This window comes from Bacillus sp. GMa5/1 (assembly GCF_050172015.1).
Lineage (GTDB): Bacteria > Bacillota > Bacilli > Bacillales > Bacillaceae_G > Bacillus_A > Bacillus_A cereus.
The window spans coordinates 1-17,852 of sequence record NZ_JBNLYC010000051.1 but is presented as its reverse complement, the minus strand read 5'-3'; the positions used below and the strand labels follow the sequence as shown (position 1 = coordinate 17,852).

The window sequence follows — 17,852 nt, the reverse complement described above, 5'->3', positions numbered from 1 at the left end:
TGAATTACAGCCTTGGAGCATCTTTCCCGACAACTTTTGGAGGGTAAGACGGTCGAACGATCGTTAAAGAAGAAGAGAGGTAGACGAAAGAAGTCTACAACTAGGGTGGTACCGCGATAAACATCGTCCCTACTGAGCGCTCAGTAGGGACTTTTTTGTACAAAAAAATAGTAAAGGGGCAAGAGAAATGAGATACATTACAGCTGGAGAATCACATGGACCGCAGTTAACAGTTATTTTAGAAGGTGTACCAGCAGGTTTGACACTTACGGCGGAACATATTAATAAAGAATTATTAAGAAGACAAAAAGGTCATGGACGCGGAAGACGTATGCAAATTGAAACAGATACAGTTGAAATTGTAAGTGGTGTTCGTCACGGGATGACACTTGGATCACCGATTACGTTAATTGTAAAAAATGATGATTTCAAACATTGGACGAAAGTAATGGGTGCAGAGCCAATTTCGGAAAAAGAAAGTAAAGACATGAAACGTACAATTACAAAACCACGTCCCGGACATGCAGATTTAAATGGAGCAATTAAATATGGTCATCGTGATATAAGAAACGTATTAGAGCGGTCATCTGCAAGAGAAACGACAGTTCGTGTAGCTGCTGGTGCAGTTGCAAAACAAATTTTAAGCGAATTAGGCGTGGGAATTGCAGGACATGTTCTTGAAATTGGTGGAGTAAAAGCAAAACATATTTCAAACTTATCAATTGAAGAAATTCAAACAATTACTGAAAACTCACCAGTTCGATGTTTAGATAAAGAAGTAGAGCAAGAAATGATGAATGCGATTGACAACGCAAAAAGTAGTGGAGATTCAATCGGTGGTATTGTGGAAGTCATTGCAGAAGGTATGCCGATTGGCGTTGGTAGTTACGTTCATTACGATCGTAAATTAGATGCAAAACTTGCTGGTGCAATTATGAGTATAAATGCATTTAAAGGTGCTGAAATCGGCGTAGGTTTTGAAGCGGCACGACAACCAGGAAGCAAAGTGCATGATGAAATTCTGTGGGATGAAAAAAAAGGATACACGAGAAAAACGAATAATGCCGGCGGTTTAGAAGGCGGTATGACAACAGGTATGCCAATTATCGTAAGAGGCGTGATGAAGCCAATTCCTACTTTATACAAACCGTTAGCAAGCGTTGATATTGATACGAAAGAAGCATTCCAAGCGAGTATTGAAAGATCTGATAGTTGCGCAGTACCAGCAGCGGGTGTAGTAGCTGAATCTGTTGTGGCATGGGAACTTGCAGATGCACTAGTCGAACAATTCGGAAAAGATCGTATGGAATTATTAAAACAAAACATTATGCAACACAATAACTATGCAAAAGAATTTTAATAAAAAGGTGGGTTTAACGTGCAAGTAAAAGATCAACTATCATCATTACAACCATATAAACCAGGTAAATCACCAGAACAAATGAAAGAAGTGTACGGAGATCATTCGTTTGTGAAATTAGCATCGAATGAAAATCCATTTGGTTGTTCACCGAGAGTTTTAGAAGAGTTGCAAAACTCTTGGTTGGAACATGCTTTATATCCTGACGGAGGTGCTACAACGCTCCGTCAAACAATCGCAGATAAGTTGCATGTGCAAATGGAACAAGTACTTTGTGGTAGTGGTTTAGATGAAATCATTCAAATAATAAGCCGCGCCGTATTACGAGCGGGAGATAACATTGTAACAGCAGGTGCAACATTCCCGCAGTACCGCCATCATGCGATTATTGAAGGGTGTGAAGTGAAAGAAATTCCTTTAAATAAAGGTGTATACGATTTAGACGAAATTTCGTCAGCGGTAAATAATAATACGAAAATCGTATGGATTTGTAATCCAAACAACCCGACGGGCGCATATGTGAATGAGCAAAAATTAACTCAATTTATTGAAGGCATTAGTGAAAATACGTTAATTGTCATTGATGAAGCGTACTATGAATACGTAACAGCAAAAGATTTCCCTGAGACATTACCGCTTTTAGAAAAACATAAAAACATTCTTGTACTTAGAACGTTTTCTAAAGCATACGGATTAGCTTCTTTCCGCGTTGGATATGCGATCGGACAGGAAGAGCTAATTGAGAAATTAAATGTCGTACGTTTACCATTTAACGTATCTTCATTAGCGCAAAAAGCAGCGACGATTGCTTTTGGTGATGACGAGTTTATTAAAGAAATAGTTCACATGAATACAGAAGGATTACAGCAATACGAGAGTTTCTGTAAGGAAAACGGTATACCATTTTATTCGTCACAAACTAATTTCATCTTCTTACCGGTAGATAATGCTGGAGAGATTTATGAAGCTTGTGCACATGCAGGATTTATTATTCGTCCATTCCCAAAGGGTGTCCGTATTACAGTTGGAACAAGGGAGCAAAATGAAGGAGTGATTTCAGTGTTAAAACAACACTTTGAAAATAAAAAAAATAAGTCTCGAGATGAGGCAAATGCGTAAAAAGGTAGTATTAATTGGAACAGGTTTAATAGGAGGCTCTCTCGCATTAGCAATTAAGAAAGAGCACGATGTAACGATAACAGGGTACGATATATTTAAAGAGCAAGTAGAGCGTGCAAAAGAATTACACGTAGTAGATGAAATAGGAGTTGATTTACAGCGTGCATGTGAAGAGGCACATTTAATTGTTTTTGCTTCTCCAGTTGAAGAAACGAAGAAGCTATTACACAAACTTGCGTCATTCCGTTTACGAGAAGATGTTATAGTGACTGATGTTGGTAGTACAAAAGGGTCTATTATGAACGAAGCGGAAGCTTTATTTTCAAAGGATGTTTCTTTCATTGGTGGACATCCGATGGCGGGTTCTCATAAAACGGGAGTTGAAAGTGCAAAGGCACATTTGTTTGAAAATGCATTTTACATTTTAACACCGATGAATCACGTGCCAAATAAACAAGTGGAAGACCTTAAAGTATGGTTAAAAGGAACAGGGTCACATTTTCTTGTTTTAAATACGGAAGAACATGATTATGTAACAGGGATCGTTAGTCATTTTCCGCACCTTATCGCAGCAGGTTTAGTAAAGCAAGTTGAGAAACATGCAGGAGATAATCCGCTCATTCATCAACTAGCTGCTGGAGGTTTCAAAGACATTACACGTATCGCATCTAGTAGTCCAAAAATGTGGAGTGATATTGTAAAGCAAAATCGAGAGCATTTAATGGTATTATTAAAAGAGTGGATCTCTGAAATGGAAGATTTATATAAAACAGTTTCTACCGGAGATGCAGGCGAGATTCAAAACTATTTTGCAGATGCGAAAGAATACCGTGATTCTTTACCAGTAAGAAAGAGAGGGGCAATTCCTGCCTATCACGACTTATACGTCGATGTATTAGATAAGGTGGGGGCATTGGCTCATATTACGAGTATTTTAGCGCGCGAGGAAATTAGTATTACGAACTTGCAAATATTAGAAGCGCGTGAAGGACTGCTTGGGGTATTACGTATTAGCTTCCAAAGGGAAGAAGATCGTATGAAAGCAAAGCTAGCGCTTGGAGAAGAAGAATACCAAACTTATGAAACAATTTAAATGAGAAGGTGAAAAACGTGAAAGAAAGAACAATACAACCCGTTAATAACGGATTGAATGGTAATATTACAATCCCAGGTGATAAATCCATTTCACACCGTGCTGTTATGTTCGGTTCTATTGCAGAAGGGAAAACAACAATTAAAGGTTTCTTGCCCGGTGCAGACTGTTTAAGTACGATTTCATGTTTTAAAGAAATGGGAGTAGAAATTACGCAAAACGGTGATGAGGTTACTGTAGTTGGTAAAGGATTAGAAGGTTTACAAGAACCGAAAGCTGTATTAGATGTTGGTAATTCTGGTACAACAATCCGATTAATGTCAGGTATATTAGCTAACACACCATTTTTCTCTTGCGTACAAGGTGATGAATCTATCGCAAAAAGACCGATGAAGCGTGTAACAAACCCATTAAAACAAATGGGCGCAAACATAGACGGCCGAGAAGAAGGAACATTTACACCGTTAACAATACGTGGCGGAGATTTAAAAGCAATTGAATATATTTCTCCTGTTGCAAGTGCACAAGTAAAGTCGGCTATTTTACTTGCAGGTCTTCGTGCAGAAGGTGTAACAGCTGTTACAGAACCACATATTTCACGCGACCATACGGAAAGAATGCTTGAAGCATTTGGTGTTAAAGTAACTCGCGAAGGGAAAACAGTGAAGCTGTCAGGTGGACAAAAATTAACAGCAACAGACATTCAAGTGCCAGGTGACGTATCATCAGCAGCATTTTTCTTAGTAGCAGGTGCAATCATCCCAAATAGTAAACTAGTATTACAAAATGTAGGGATGAATCCAACCCGTACAGGTATTATTGATGTTTTAGAAAAAATGGGTGCTACGTTCACTGTAGATCTAATTAACGAAGGGGCATCGGAACCAGCTGCAAATATTACAATCGAAACATCTTCATTAAAAGGAATTGAAATTGGCGGAGATATTATCCCTAGATTAATCGATGAGATTCCTGTAATCGCATTAGCGGCAACGCAAGCAGAAGGAATTACAGTAATTAAAGATGCACATGAATTGAAAGTAAAAGAAACAAACCGTATTGATACAGTCGTTGCTGAATTAACGAAACTAGGAGCTCGCATAGAAGCAACTGATGACGGTATGATCATTTACGGAAAATCAGCTCTAAAAGGCAATACAGTAAATAGTTATGGTGATCACCGTATCGGAATGATGCTTGCAATTGCTGGTTGCCTGGCAGAAGGAAAAACAATTATTGAAGATGCAGAAGCAGTAGGTGTATCATATCCTACATTCTTTGACGAACTTCAAAAATTAGCTAAATAAAAAGGATGGAAAGCAGATACGTGATGTATCTGCTTTTTTTGTTAAAACGTCCTTGTAGTTTCACTTACCGAACTATAATAGTAAGAATTATGATACAATTCAAACAGGGAATGGAGGAGAATTATATGAATGTCATACAATTAAAAGAAGATAAGTTTAGAGAAGCATTACGTTTATCAGAATACGCTTTTCAATATAAAGTAGATGAGGAACGATTACAGCAGCAACTTACAAAGATGAAGGAAAGTCATGAAATATACGTCATTATGGAAGGGGAAGACTTAGCTGCAAAACTACACCTCATTCCGTTTCATATTTACATAGGTAAAGAAAAATTTAAAATGGGTGGCGTTGCAGGAGTAGCGACGTATCCAGAGTACAGAAGAAGTGGGTATGTAAAAGAGCTACTTCAACATTCACTTCAAACAATGAAAAAAGATGGCTATACAGTCTCTATGTTACATCCATTTGCTGTTTCATTTTATCGTAAATACGGCTGGGAACTTTGTGCGAATCTACTCAAATGTCATATAAGTAAGAGCGATTTAGTGATGAAAAAACAAGTAAATGGTACTGTGAAACGTTTTAATAAAGAAAATCATCCAGAAGAAGTCGAGAAGCTCTATGAAGCATTTGCAGAACGTTTTTCATGTATGTTAGTTCGAGAGAAGAACTGGTGGTTACAAGCGGTTTATGATGATTTAACATTAGCGATTTACTATGATGAAAATAAAAAGGCAGCAGGTTACATGTTATACAAAATAGAAAACTATAAAATGACAGTAGAAGAATTTGTACCACTGCATAATGAAGCACGAAATGGTCTGTGGAACTTTATTTGTCAGCATGATTCTATGATTAAAGAAATTGAAATGACAGTAAGTGAAAGCGAACCGTTATTATATTCATTGCAAGAGCCGCGCGTGAAGACAGAAATAAAACCATATTTTATGGGAAGAATTGTAGATGTAGAGCAGTTCTTAAAACAATATGAGTTGAATTGGAGCAATGTACAGCAAGAAGTGATCCTAAACATTACAGACGCATTTGCTCCGTGGAATAACATAACAGTGAGACTTGCAAATCATGAAATAACAATAATAAAAGAAAAAACAATAGATAAAGGCATCAAACTGGATATAAACGAGTTATCTACAATAATGTTCGGCTATAAACGTCCGTTACAACTGAATGAATTAGAATTAATTAGCGGAAGTGAAGAGGAAATACAAGCGTTTGAGAAAATAGTTCCGGTACGAGAAGCATTTATTTATGATTTCTTTTAAGTTTTCAATAGAAAATTGGGCTGCCCAAAAACAATTTTTGGGACAGCTTTCTCTTTGGTTGTCGGTAAGTCGATATATCCTGAAAATCGCTGATATAATTGGAGATGCGCCGATATATTCTGAAAATCGCTGATATAATTAGACTTGCGCTGATATATTCTAATAATCGTTGATATAATTTTTTCACTAAAACGTAACTATACTTTGTCACGCACTTGACTTTTAATCCATGTAATTTATAATTAAAAACGGAATGAATTTTCATTCCTGGAAATAGAGGTGGAAAAAATGGCTAAAAACAAACAAGAGGATATTTTTGATGCTGCGATGCAACTTTTTGCAGAGCGTGGTTACGATGGTACGACAATTCCAATGATCGCTGAAAAGGCAAAAGTCGGTGCGGGTACTATTTATCGCTATTTTGAAAATAAAGAGGCACTTGTTAACTCATTATTTTCAAAAAGTATGTTAGAGCTTTCTGAAATAATAAAAACGGATTTTCCTGTTGAAGCAAATATTCGTGAACAGTTTAGTCATACGTACAACCGTTTATTTGAATTTGCGAGAAACAATGTAGATGCTTTTTTATTTACAAATTCTCACTGTGATAGTTATTTTCTTGATGAACAGAGTAAGAAAATATTTGATGATTTTATAGGCTTCTTTATGAATATTATTGAAGATGGAATCGCAAAAGGTTTTCTTCGTCCATTGCCTCCAGTTGCTTTAATTATTATTGTATATCAACCGCTAGAAAAATTAACGAAAGTAATTGCAACAGGGCAATTAGAATACTCGAAAGAGTTAGTAAAAGAATTAGAAGAAAGCTCTTGGAACGCTATTAGAATCATTTGATTCTATAGCTTTATAAGGAAAGGAATGAATATTCATTCCTAAATAGATTTAAAAAATGAGAGTAGGAAAGGATGTTTGTGTAACTAAGGGAATGAACATTCATTCCGGAAAGACTAGTTTAATAGAATTTACAAAATAATGTAATAGAACAATAGGAATGAACGTTCATTCCGTTACTAACGTGAAACTTTCAAAACGGGAGATGATTCAAATGAGCAAGTTAAAAAGTTGGAGAAGTTTATCTTTTCTATTATGGATAGTTATTACTATTACAATGGTCGTAACGATGCCTAATATGGATCAATTAGTGAAAGAAAAAGGGAAAATTACAATCCCTAATACAAAGCAAAGCAGTATTGCTGACAAGATGATGAAAGAGATGGATAAAGAAGGGGTTGAAAAGTATGAAATTATAGCCGTTTTTAATAGTGGCAATAGGGCAGCTTTAACAGATGAACAAAAAAAGGAAATAACAAAAACAATCAACGCCCTGCAAAATGAAAAAGAGCAATTAGGAATTAAGGAAGTTGTTTCACATTTAGACAATAAAGACTTGGAGAAACAATTAGTTTCTAAAGATAATACGACTATTTTAACGCAAATATCGATAGATAAAAAACATGGTGAAATATCAAAAGTTTCAAATAATCTTCATGAAAAAGTGCAAACGAAAGGGGTAAAAACGTATTTAACAGGAAGTGACTTAATAGCGGGTGATTTTCTTAAATCCTCTCAAGAGGGAGTGAAAAAGACAGAAGTTATTTCAATCATTTTCATTCTTGTAGTATTAATCCTCGTATTCCGTTCACCAGTTGTTCCAATTGTTTCTCTTCTTACAGTTGGTATATCGTATTTAGTTTCAATGGGGATTATTGCCCAGCTTGTAGATCAATTTAATTTTCCATTCTCAAACTTTACACAAGTGTTCGTAGTCGTCGTCCTGTTTGGGGTAGGAACAGATTATAACATTTTATTATATACGAGGTTTAAAGAAGAATTAAGTAAACAAGAAAATGCATTTTTAGCTACGAAAGAAACATTCAAATCAGCAGGTAAAACTGTATTATATAGCGGAATAGCGGTGCTAATTGGTTTTGCATCACTTGCTTTAGCAAGTTTTAAATTATATCAATCGACTTCAGCGGTAGCAATTGGTGTTTTAGTATTATTACTCGTATTAACGACTTTAAATCCATTTTTCATGGTGCTTTTAGGAAAAGGAATGTTTTATCCAGTTAAAACATTTAAAGGTCATGAGGATAGTCGCTTATGGGGATTCTTTGCGAAAAACTCAGTAGCAAGGCCATTTGTCGCTTTAATCATCGTATTCGTAATATCGATTCCTTTCGTATTAAAATACTCTAATACACTTAATTACAATGATTTATTTGAAGTGGATAATAAGTATGAATCCAAGATGGGTATTAACGTAATAGAGGATCATTTTCCGCCTGGTTTCTCTTCACCGAGTACATTAGTCATTCAATCTGATAAAAAGCTGGATGAAGGAACTTCTCTACAAATTTTAGACGAATTAACTGATAAAATTTCGAAAGTTAAAGGTGTGTCAGAAGTATATGCACCAACACGTCCAACTGGTGAGAAGATAAAAGAATTATATTTAAATAAGCAAGCGGGAGAATTGAATACAGGATTAGGAGATGCCGATGGTGGCATAAAGGAAATTAATGATGGATTAACAGATGCGAAAAATAAAATGGGAAGTAATGATTCAAATAGTCTTGCGAATGTTCAAAAATTAATTGATGGAACGAACGAGGCGAAAAACGGGGTATCAGCATTAGGAACAGCTTTACATCAATTATCAAATGGCATAAACGACGGTGCACAAGGAGCACAGCAAATTGAGAGTGGTTTAGCTTCAGTAAACGAAAATATAAATGTTCTATCTAATGCAACGTCGCAGCTGCATGCTGGTTATGCACAGTTAGAAAAAGGTTTAAACTCTTACGATCAATTCTTCGGAAGTATTTTTCAAGCGATTGATGGTGCGAAAAAGGGATATGAACAAATTGAAATGTTAATGACCAATTTCGTTCAAACGAAACCAGAATTAGCGAATGATCCAAACATACAACAAACGATAGGAATTGCTAAAGAGGCTCAAAAGAAATTAAGCGTACTTTCAAATGAATTAAATCAATTAGCAACACAGCACAAAACGGCGATGAGTTCATTTAAAGAAGCGAATCAATCGTTACTGAAAGTGGATAACGGCTTAAAAGAAATGAGCAATGGAGTTAATAAGTTACAAAAGGGAGCAGCCGATCTTAAAAATGGATTAAATGAAGGTTCTTCAGGTTCAAAACAAATTGCAAATAAATCAGTTGAGTTACAATCTGGATTAACGAAAATAAACGATGGGCAAGGTCAACTTTTAACGGGCCTTAAAGACCTGCAAGAAAAGATGGGGCAATTACAATCCGGTTTATCTAAAAGTACAGAAGGGCTTGGAAAAGTAAGTAATGGCCTGCATGACGCACAAAAATATTTAGGGGAGCTCAATGAATCGAAGAGCTCTGAGAAGTTTTATATTCCAAAAGAAGTGCTAGAGGGAGAGGATTTCCAAAAAGCATTGAACACGTACATGTCACAGGATAGAAAAATTGCTAAAATGACTATCATTTTAGATGTAAATCCGTATTCAAAAGAAGCGATGCCAATTATTCAAGAAATCAATAAAACAATCGATGGCACTGTAAAGGGAACGGAATTACATGATGCGAAAACAGCAATTGGCGGAACAACAGCTAGAAACGTTGATTTAAAAGAAGTAACAGGGCAAGATTTCTTACGTACAGCTACAATTATGTTAATTGGAATTGCGATTGTATTAATCGTAATTACACGCTCATTACTAAACACAATATTTATTATTGGCTCATTACTATTAGCGTACTTCGCATCACTCGGTATAAGCGAACAAATTAGTGCACATGTATTACATGTAGATTCATTAAGCTGGAATGTTCCATTCTTTAGCTTCATTATGATTGTCGCTTTAGGAGTGGATTATAGTATTTTCGTAATGATGCGCTATAACGAGATAGAAGGGGATTCGGTAACGAAAATTGTAACTGCATCTCGTCATATAGGAGGAGTTGTATTATCAGCGGCGCTAATTTTAGGCGGGACATTTGCAGCATTAATTCCATCAGGTGTATTAACACTTATACAAGTTGCATCAGTAGTTGGCGTTGCACTTCTTCTATTAGCTTTAATTGTGATGCCGATATTATTACCGGCGTTAATAGGGTTAACGAGTAAAATGAAGAGTTACAAAGAGAAAATAATAAATACGAAATAAGAAGAGACTGTAGGGAATGATTTCTCTACAGTTTTTTCGGTATATAATATTTCAGATGAAAATGAATCCGATATATTACAGAATGAGCAGTGAAAGGTTATATGAGAAAGAGGTCGATGATATACATACAATAGCTAGGGGAATGGACAAAAACTATCCGATTTCATTGTAGAAAGGTAATCAACCGTTGCTATTCATCCAGCTTCTACTATATAATAGCTATAGTCTACAATAATTGAGTCGTAATATGCGATTTTTTAAGACAATCGGTGAGAAAACGCTGAAATAAGCGGTATTAGTAGGAGGACACAAATGATTACAGTAAGTAACGTTAGTTTGCGTTTCGCGGATCGCAAATTATTTGAAGATGTTAACATAAAATTCACGCCAGGTAACTGCTACGGTTTGATCGGAGCAAACGGTGCTGGTAAATCTACATTTCTAAAGATTTTATCTGGAGAAATTGAACCATCAACAGGTGACATACATATTACGCCAGGTGAGCGTCTAGCAGTATTAAAACAGAACCACTTCGAATATGAAGAGTTCCCAGTATTAGAAACAGTAATTATGGGTCACACGCAACTTTACAAAGTAATGCAAGAGAAAAATGCTATTTACATGAAAGAAGACTTTAGTGATGAAGATGGAATGCGCGCTGCTGAACTTGAAGGTGAGTTCGCTGAGCTTAACGGTTGGGAAGCTGAGTCAGAAGCTGCAATTCTTCTTAAAGGTTTAGGTATTGGTGAAGATCTTCATGATAAGAAATTGTCAGAATTAACTGGGGCAGAGAAAGTAAAAGTATTACTTGCTCAAGCTTTATTCGGTCAACCTGATATTCTATTATTAGATGAGCCTACCAACCACTTGGACTTAAAAGCGATTCAATGGTTAGAAAATTTCTTAATGAACTTTGAAAACACAGTTATCGTAGTATCCCATGACCGTCACTTCTTAAATAAAGTATGTACGCACATGGCTGACCTTGATTTCGGTAAAATTCAACTTTATGTTGGTAACTATGACTTCTGGTATGAGTCAAGCCAATTAGCTTTAAAATTAACACAAGATGCTAATAAGAAAAAAGAAGAGAAAGTAAAAGAGTTACAAAACTTCATTGCACGCTTTAGTTCAAACGCTTCTAAAGCGAAACAAGCAACTTCTCGTAAAAAATTATTAGACAAAATTACATTAGATGATATTAGACCGTCATCACGTCGTTACCCATTCGTTGGCTTCACACCTGAGCGTGAAGTAGGAAATGACTTATTAACTGTTGAAGGTCTTTCTAAAACAATTGATGGTGAAAAAGTGTTAGATAATGTGTACTTCACTTTAAATAAAGGTGATAAAGTTGCATTTATCGGCCGTAACGATATTGCGATGACAACATTATTTAAAATTCTTATGGGTGAAATGGAGCCGGATAGCGGTTCATTCAAATGGGGTGTTACAACCTCTCAATCTTACTTCCCAAGAGATAACTCTAAGTACTTTGAGAACAGTGATTACAACTTAGTTGAATGGTTACGTCAATTCTCTCCACAAGATGAGTCTGAAAGCTTCTTACGTGGTTTCTTAGGCCGGATGTTATTCTCAGGTGAAGAAGTTAAGAAGAACGTTTCTGTATTATCTGGAGGCGAAAAAGTTCGTTGTATGTTATCTAAAATGATGTTAAGTGGTGCGAACGTAATCACACTTGACGATCCAACGAACCACTTAGACCTTGAGTCAATCACAGCATTAAACAACGGTTTAATTGCATTCAAAGGTACAATCTTATTCACATCTCATGACCATCAGTTCGTGCAAACAATTGCAAACCGCATTATCGAAGTAACACCAAACGGTGTAATTGATAAAGAGGCTACTTATGATGAGTTCTTAGAAAATGAGGAACTTCAAAAACAAGTAGATGCAATGTACAAAGGTCAATAATATATAATGAAAAAACTCGCTCTTTTTAGAGCGAGTTTTTTGTCGAGAAAACGTAACATCGCTGGTCGATCAAATGAATAATTATTCAAATATAATATTAATGAACAGGAGAATTCTTTCATGTATGGAAGGGATGTAATGACTTTAAGATTTAAAGAGTTAGTTGAAGAAGGGAAATGTAAGTGGAGTAATATAATCAAATCGTATTATTTTGTCATGTGAAATATGTACCAAATTTGGAGATAGAATAGTTTGCGAATGAGTTTATAAAGGTATATAGTATGGGGTGTCATAATTAGTGGATGAATCTTGGGAGAAAACAGGAAATGTTACAAATTTATTTTGTTAAATAGAAACCAAGGTCAAAATGTCTAGAAAGAAATAGTTGAATAAATACTAGCTTCAAATTATAATTACTAATATTCTTCATATAGTTAAATAAAGATAATCTATTTGAAGAAGAAAATTTGAATAGAGAGACAGACTTATAAAAAAATAAGCCTTGGATGATCAAAAGAGGTGGAGAAATGAAACAGTTCTTATTAAAGAGCAAAAGTGTGTTAAGCAATCATTTTGGATTCTTTCTGTTTGCCGTTATTTTATTGTGGCTCAAAACATATGCAGCTTATGTAACGGAATTCAATTTAGGAATTTCAAACACAATCCAAAAATTCTTGCTGTTTTTTAACCCGCTTAGTTCAGCAGTTCTATTTTTAGGACTTGCATTATTTGCAAAAGGGAAACGATCTTATATTTGGTTAATTATCATTAATTTGTTATTGTCGATTCTTTTATACGCAAACGTAGTATACTATCGCTTTTTCAGTGACTTTATTACGTTCCCGACATTAACACAAACAAATAACTTTGGAGATTTAGGTGGTAGTATTCTTGCGTTGCTACATCTTTATGATCCATTATACTTCTTAGACACGATTATATTAATTGTGTTAGTCGCAACAAAATTTGCAAATCCAAAACCAATTCGTGTTGCGAAGCATAAATTATCTCTAGTATTTGTAGTAGGTATTTTATTATTCAGTGTTAACTTAGGTCTTGCAGAGTCTGACCGTCCTGAATTATTAACAAGAACGTTTGACCGTAATTATATTGTGAAATATTTAGGTGCATACAACTACACAATTTATGATGGAATTCAAAGTGCGAAAGCATCGACAGAACGAGCATTAGCGGATGGCGATAATATGACAGAAGTACGAAATTATTTAACATCAACTTATGCAAGTCCAAATCCTGAGTATTTCGGTAAAGGAAAGGGAATGAACGTAATTTACATTCATTTAGAGTCATTCCAAAACTTCTTAATTGATTACAAATTAAATGGTCAAGAAGTTACACCGTTCTTAAACTCATTTACAAAAGATGCGAATACACTATACTTTGATAACTTCTTCCATCAAACAGGACAAGGGAAAACATCTGATGCGGAGTTTATGTTAGAGAATTCAATGTTTGGCTTACCGCAAGGTTCTGTCTTTACAACGAAATCTCATAATACGTATCAATCAGCACCAGCTATTTTAGGACAACAAGGATACACATCAGCAGTATTCCACGGTAACTACAAAACATTCTGGAACCGTGACGATATTTATAAATCATTTGGTTTTAATAAATTCTTTGATGCGTCATACTACGATATGAATGAAAAAGACGTAGTAAACTACGGATTAAAAGATAAACCGTTCTTTAATGAATCTATTCCGTTATTACAAACGTTGAAACAACCGTTCTATACAAAGTTTATTACGTTATCGAACCATTTCCCTTATCCAATCGATAAGGCAGAAGCAACGATTGAACCAGCAACAACAGGTGATTCATCAGTAGATACGTACTTCCAAACAGCACGCTATTTAGATGAATCTGTAAAAGGCTTCATCGATTACTTGAAACAATCTGGTTTATATGATAACTCAATTATTGTTATGTACGGAGACCATTACGGTATTTCAGATAATCATAATGCAGCAATGTCAAAAGTAATGGGTAAAGAAATGAACTCATTTGAAAATGCACAGTTACAACGTGTACCATTAATCGTTCGTGTACCAGGAGTGAAAGGTGGCGTACAACATCAATACGGTGGTGAAATTGACGTTCTTCCAACGCTATTACACTTACTAGGTACAGATACAAAGAATTATGTTCAATTCGGTTCTGATTTATTATCACCAGATCATAAGCAAGTCGTTGCGTTCCGTAACGGTAACTACGTAAGCCCAACAGTTACTGCACTAAACGGCAAATACTATGATACAACTACTGGAAAACCTGTAGAATTTACAGATGAAATAAAGAAAAATGAACAAATGGTTCAAAACTCACTAAAATACTCTGACCAAGTCGTAAATGGTGACTTATTACGATTCTACACACCGGAAGGATTCACTCCAGTAGATCGTTCGAAGTATAACTATAACAACCGTGATAAAAACAAAACGAAGGTAAAAACGACTCCGGAAGGGGAAGCTAAATAAATAATAAAAGGCGCTATTCATATGAATAGCGCCTTTTATTTGTAAATATACCATCATTATGAGACAGAACCAGCTGTTGCTTTTTGTTTTGCCTTTCCGAAGAAAACTACACCGACGATGATAATAATGATAAATGCCCATTTAACGAAAGGGTTACTTTCGAAAAATCCAGCGAACCATTTCTCATCTACAATCATTTTCGCGGCAGTATAAGCTAAAACGGCTGCTCCGATCGTAATGATGACAGGAAAACGATCCACCCATTTTAAAATTAATGTACTGCCCCATACGACTACTGGAATAGACACTAATAATCCGATGATTACTAAAGAAAAGTTACCATGGGCAGCTCCTGCAACAGCGAGTACATTATCAATGCCCATTAACGCATCAGCAATAATAATGGTTTTAATAGCAGACCAAAATCCTTCTTCGGCTTTAATATCATGATTTTTGCCCTCAGCGATCAGCTTGTAAGCGATCCAAATAAGAAGTACACCACCAATTAGGAGTAATCCAGGTATTTTTAATAACCAAACGACAACTAAGGTAGCGAGGGCTCTAATGGCAATTGCTCCAATAGTTCCCCAAATGATAACTTTCTTTTGTTGGTCTTTCGGTAATCTTCTTGCTGCTAATCCAATTACGATGGCGTTATCTCCGGCTAACACTAAATCGATTACAATAATGGCAAGCAAGGCAGACAAATATTCAGGTGAAAGAAAATCCATATACATATCACTCCTTAAGAGTAATATGTGCTAAAGTGTTGATAATATAAAAAAGGATTGAAATTGTATATTCAATCCTTTTTTGACTGTATTCTGATATGTATGTTTTTATTTTGAATAAGTCGCTTTTGTAGTTTTTTACTTATCGCGTTTCTTTCTTAAATTGATTCCAAGCTTCTTCAGTTTGCACTATAAATACGATTATATAACATCTACTTATTTAAACTAGGTTAAAGATAGCATGTGATATTTCAAAGTTAAATTTATTTGATAAAAGGGAAGGGACGTATAATATTGATATGGTGCAAGCGTGTATAGGTTTTCTCTATAAGGAAATTCTAAAAACGATAAAAAAGACTTGATAACCTACTAGAGGGGATCAAGTCTTTTCATTACATACGATTATCATGCCAGAAGTTTAATGGGAAGTGTTCGTTCTCATTATATGCTTCTAATTCATATCCTTTTTCTTTCAGTCCTTTAATAATTCCAGGTACTGCTTTTACTGATTGTGGATGAATATCATGCATAAGGATAACTTCTGTTGGATTTGTAGAATGAGCTAGAACGTTTTCTACAATTTTAGCTGATGCAGCATCAACTTGCATTTTGTTATATTTCCAGTCTAAAGAATCAATTGTCCAATCCCAAACTTTTAAGCCATTGTCTACAACTTTGTTGCGAAGACCTTCGTTTAATCCTGGCATAGAGCCGTAAGCTGGACGAGTTAATACTGGTGATTTACCTAAAACACCAGCGATTAAGCCTTGGTCTTCCTTCATTTCATCTACGTAATGACCTTCAGTGTAAAGTTTTTTGTAGTTATGAGTCATACTGTGCATCCCAACGTAGTGGCCTTCAGCATCTTCGCGTTTTACAAGATCAGGGAAAGCTTTTACGTTTGAACCAATTAGGAAAAATGTTGCTTTTGCATTTTCTTTCTTTAACATATCTAAAAGCTCAGCTGTGTATTTTCCAGGACCGTCATCAAATGTTAAATAAGCGACTTTTCTAACTTGCCCGTTATAATGTTTTGGAGCTTCTTTCGGAGCAAGAGATGTTTGAATCTCACTTACAAGTTGAACAGATTTTGCTTCATCCTCTGTACTAGCTAAAGCAGTATGTACTGATCCAAAAGCCGCTTCGTATGTGAATAATACTCCCGCACAAACTAACATAGCCCTTTTTACTAAAGTTGTCATTCGAATTCCATTGTGCATAATTTTCCTTCTCTCTATAAAAGTTCTACTCTACTATATTAGCAATTATAGGTAGGGAAATGCAAAGAAACTTTTTTACACTTGTAAAAAAGTTTACCCAAAAGTATGCAAGATTTTATATCAATTGCAGTTTTGAAAAATAGAATGAATTTAACCTTTATTATTTAAACTTTCAATCACCAAATCATACTTTCATATCACTTCGTTTTCGTTCCAAATATTGATTCGAATATTTTTGATTTTTATTAAAATATTGGTAAAGAAACAATTATATGAAAAAAGGAGCGGGAATATGAATAATTATATTTGCACTACATGTGGAGTACAGTATCCCGAAAATGAAGAAGCACCTTCTCACTGTAAAATTTGTAATGAGGAAAGGCCATATGTTAATCCAATTGGGCAGTCATGGATAACATTAGAAACAATGCAAAATAGCAATTTATACTAAAGTCCTATTGTTTATTAACTAATAGGTCTTTCAACTTAGGAAGCTCACACTAATGAGGGATGTTAAAGGGAATATATGTAACCTATACTAATTACTATAAAGCTTTGAAAAATGAAAAGGAGGAGAATTGCATGAAGAATTGGGTTCAATTTAGAATTGCAAGACCAACAGATAAATTTGAAGAAGTGATCAGTTTTTATGAAACAGGATTAGGACTAAAACGTATAGGGGAATTTCACAATCACGAAGGATATGACGGGGTTATGTTTGGATTACCAGATGAAGAGTATCATTTGGAGTTTACTACACATGTTAATGGAAGTCCATGTCCGGCACCGACAAAAGATAATTTACTAGTTTTTTATATGCCTAATAAAGATGAAATTGAAAAGATAGTGAATCGATTAAGTAATATGGACTATCATGAGGTGGAACCAGAAAACCCGTATTGGATAGAGAAAGGAACCACAATAGAGGATCCAGATGGTTGGAGAATTGTGCTTATGAATGCATCTGAATAAGGAAACTATTTTCATATGAAATAGAGTGTAGCAAAATGATTTAGACATAAATCCCTACAGCGTTTGTAGGGATTTTTATATAAGAAAATCTTATTGAGAGAGTTATTAAAATGTAGAAAGTATTTTGGCTAAGAATAAATGT

The 17,852-nt window shown here is 35.2% G+C and carries 12 protein-coding genes and 1 other annotated feature (1 of these 13 running past the window's edge); of the genes, 10 read left to right on the top strand and 2 right to left on the bottom strand.

Annotated features, from left to right (window positions below):
- Positions 1-134: a binding site (T-box leader), on the top strand; it begins 86 nt to the left of the window's first position.
- Between the two features lie 53 nt (positions 135-187).
- The 9 genes from aroC (at position 188) to ACQGSG_RS14390 (ending at position 14,787) form a co-directional block, all read left to right on the top strand.
- On the top strand, positions 188-1,360 hold the full coding sequence (gene aroC / locus ACQGSG_RS14430) for a chorismate synthase (protein ID WP_001269429.1): 1,173 nt from the start codon (positions 188-190) through the stop codon (positions 1,358-1,360).
- An 18-nt stretch (positions 1,361-1,378) separates the two neighbouring features.
- Complete coding sequence (gene hisC, locus ACQGSG_RS14425; protein WP_426947545.1) at positions 1,379-2,479, top strand: histidinol-phosphate transaminase; 1,101 nt, start codon at positions 1,379-1,381, stop codon at positions 2,477-2,479.
- The gene (gene tyrA, locus ACQGSG_RS14420; RefSeq protein ID WP_001228131.1) at positions 2,472-3,572 is read left to right on the top strand and encodes a prephenate dehydrogenase; all 1,101 of its coding nucleotides are present in this window, start codon (positions 2,472-2,474) and stop codon (positions 3,570-3,572) included. Before hisC ends, tyrA begins: the two co-directional genes overlap by 8 nt.
- A 17-nt stretch (positions 3,573-3,589) precedes the next feature.
- Positions 3,590-4,879 (top strand): 3-phosphoshikimate 1-carboxyvinyltransferase, encoded by a 1,290-nt coding sequence (aroA, locus tag ACQGSG_RS14415; protein WP_000664630.1) that lies wholly within the window; start codon positions 3,590-3,592, stop codon positions 4,877-4,879.
- Between the two features lie 125 nt (positions 4,880-5,004).
- Positions 5,005-6,165: a GNAT family N-acetyltransferase gene (locus ACQGSG_RS14410; RefSeq protein WP_118414618.1), complete on the top strand. Its 1,161-nt coding sequence runs from the start codon at positions 5,005-5,007 to the stop codon at positions 6,163-6,165.
- Positions 6,166-6,453: 288 nt separating this feature from the next.
- Positions 6,454-7,020, top strand: coding sequence for a TetR/AcrR family transcriptional regulator (locus ACQGSG_RS14405; protein WP_001107299.1), 567 nt, complete (start codon positions 6,454-6,456; stop codon positions 7,018-7,020).
- Between the two features lie 211 nt (positions 7,021-7,231).
- Positions 7,232-10,348, top strand: coding sequence for an MMPL family transporter (locus ACQGSG_RS14400; RefSeq protein ID WP_142340672.1), 3,117 nt, complete (start codon positions 7,232-7,234; stop codon positions 10,346-10,348).
- Between the two features lie 312 nt (positions 10,349-10,660).
- Positions 10,661-12,286: an ABC-F family ATP-binding cassette domain-containing protein gene (locus ACQGSG_RS14395; protein WP_000633864.1), complete on the top strand. Its 1,626-nt coding sequence runs from the start codon at positions 10,661-10,663 to the stop codon at positions 12,284-12,286.
- A 527-nt stretch (positions 12,287-12,813) separates the two neighbouring features.
- Positions 12,814-14,787, top strand: coding sequence for an LTA synthase family protein (locus tag ACQGSG_RS14390; RefSeq protein WP_000808774.1), 1,974 nt, complete (start codon positions 12,814-12,816; stop codon positions 14,785-14,787).
- A 56-nt stretch (positions 14,788-14,843) separates the two neighbouring features.
- Here ACQGSG_RS14390 and ACQGSG_RS14385 read toward each other — a convergent pair whose 3' ends face one another.
- Together ACQGSG_RS14385 and ACQGSG_RS14380 are read right to left on the bottom strand one after the other, a co-directional pair.
- Positions 14,844-15,518, bottom strand: coding sequence for a TerC family protein (locus ACQGSG_RS14385; RefSeq protein WP_048567567.1), 675 nt, complete (start codon positions 15,516-15,518; stop codon positions 14,844-14,846).
- Positions 15,519-15,910: 392 nt separating this feature from the next.
- On the bottom strand, positions 15,911-16,738 hold the full coding sequence (locus ACQGSG_RS14380; protein WP_000551444.1) for a peptidoglycan-N-acetylglucosamine deacetylase: 828 nt from the start codon (positions 16,736-16,738) through the stop codon (positions 15,911-15,913).
- A gap of 582 nt (positions 16,739-17,320) precedes the next feature.
- On the opposite strand from ACQGSG_RS14380, the gene ACQGSG_RS14375 reads away from it, so the two are divergent.
- The gene (locus tag ACQGSG_RS14375) at positions 17,321-17,710 is read left to right on the top strand and encodes a VOC family protein (protein WP_098605043.1); all 390 of its coding nucleotides are present in this window, start codon (positions 17,321-17,323) and stop codon (positions 17,708-17,710) included.
- Positions 17,711-17,852: the final 142 nt, after the last annotated feature.

Excerpts from the sequence above, each read along its gene's own strand:
- ACQGSG_RS14390 (WP_000808774.1), top strand. The coding sequence starts at position 12,814 with ATGAAACAGTTCTTATTAAAGAGCAAAAGTGTGTTAAGCAATCATTTT.
- ACQGSG_RS14395 (WP_000633864.1), top strand. The coding sequence starts at position 10,661 with ATGATTACAGTAAGTAACGTTAGTTTGCGTTTCGCGGATCGCAAATTA.
- ACQGSG_RS14380 (WP_000551444.1), bottom strand. The coding sequence starts at position 16,738 with ATGCACAATGGAATTCGAATGACAACTTTAGTAAAAAGGGCTATGTTA.
- ACQGSG_RS14385 (WP_048567567.1), bottom strand. The coding sequence starts at position 15,518 with ATGGATTTTCTTTCACCTGAATATTTGTCTGCCTTGCTTGCCATTATT.
- ACQGSG_RS14400 (WP_142340672.1), top strand. The coding sequence starts at position 7,232 with ATGAGCAAGTTAAAAAGTTGGAGAAGTTTATCTTTTCTATTATGGATA.
- ACQGSG_RS14410 (WP_118414618.1), top strand. The coding sequence starts at position 5,005 with ATGAATGTCATACAATTAAAAGAAGATAAGTTTAGAGAAGCATTACGT.
- tyrA (WP_001228131.1), top strand. The coding sequence starts at position 2,472 with ATGCGTAAAAAGGTAGTATTAATTGGAACAGGTTTAATAGGAGGCTCT.
- ACQGSG_RS14405 (WP_001107299.1), top strand. The coding sequence starts at position 6,454 with ATGGCTAAAAACAAACAAGAGGATATTTTTGATGCTGCGATGCAACTT.
- ACQGSG_RS14375 (WP_098605043.1), top strand. The coding sequence starts at position 17,321 with ATGAAGAATTGGGTTCAATTTAGAATTGCAAGACCAACAGATAAATTT.
- aroC (WP_001269429.1), top strand. The coding sequence starts at position 188 with ATGAGATACATTACAGCTGGAGAATCACATGGACCGCAGTTAACAGTT.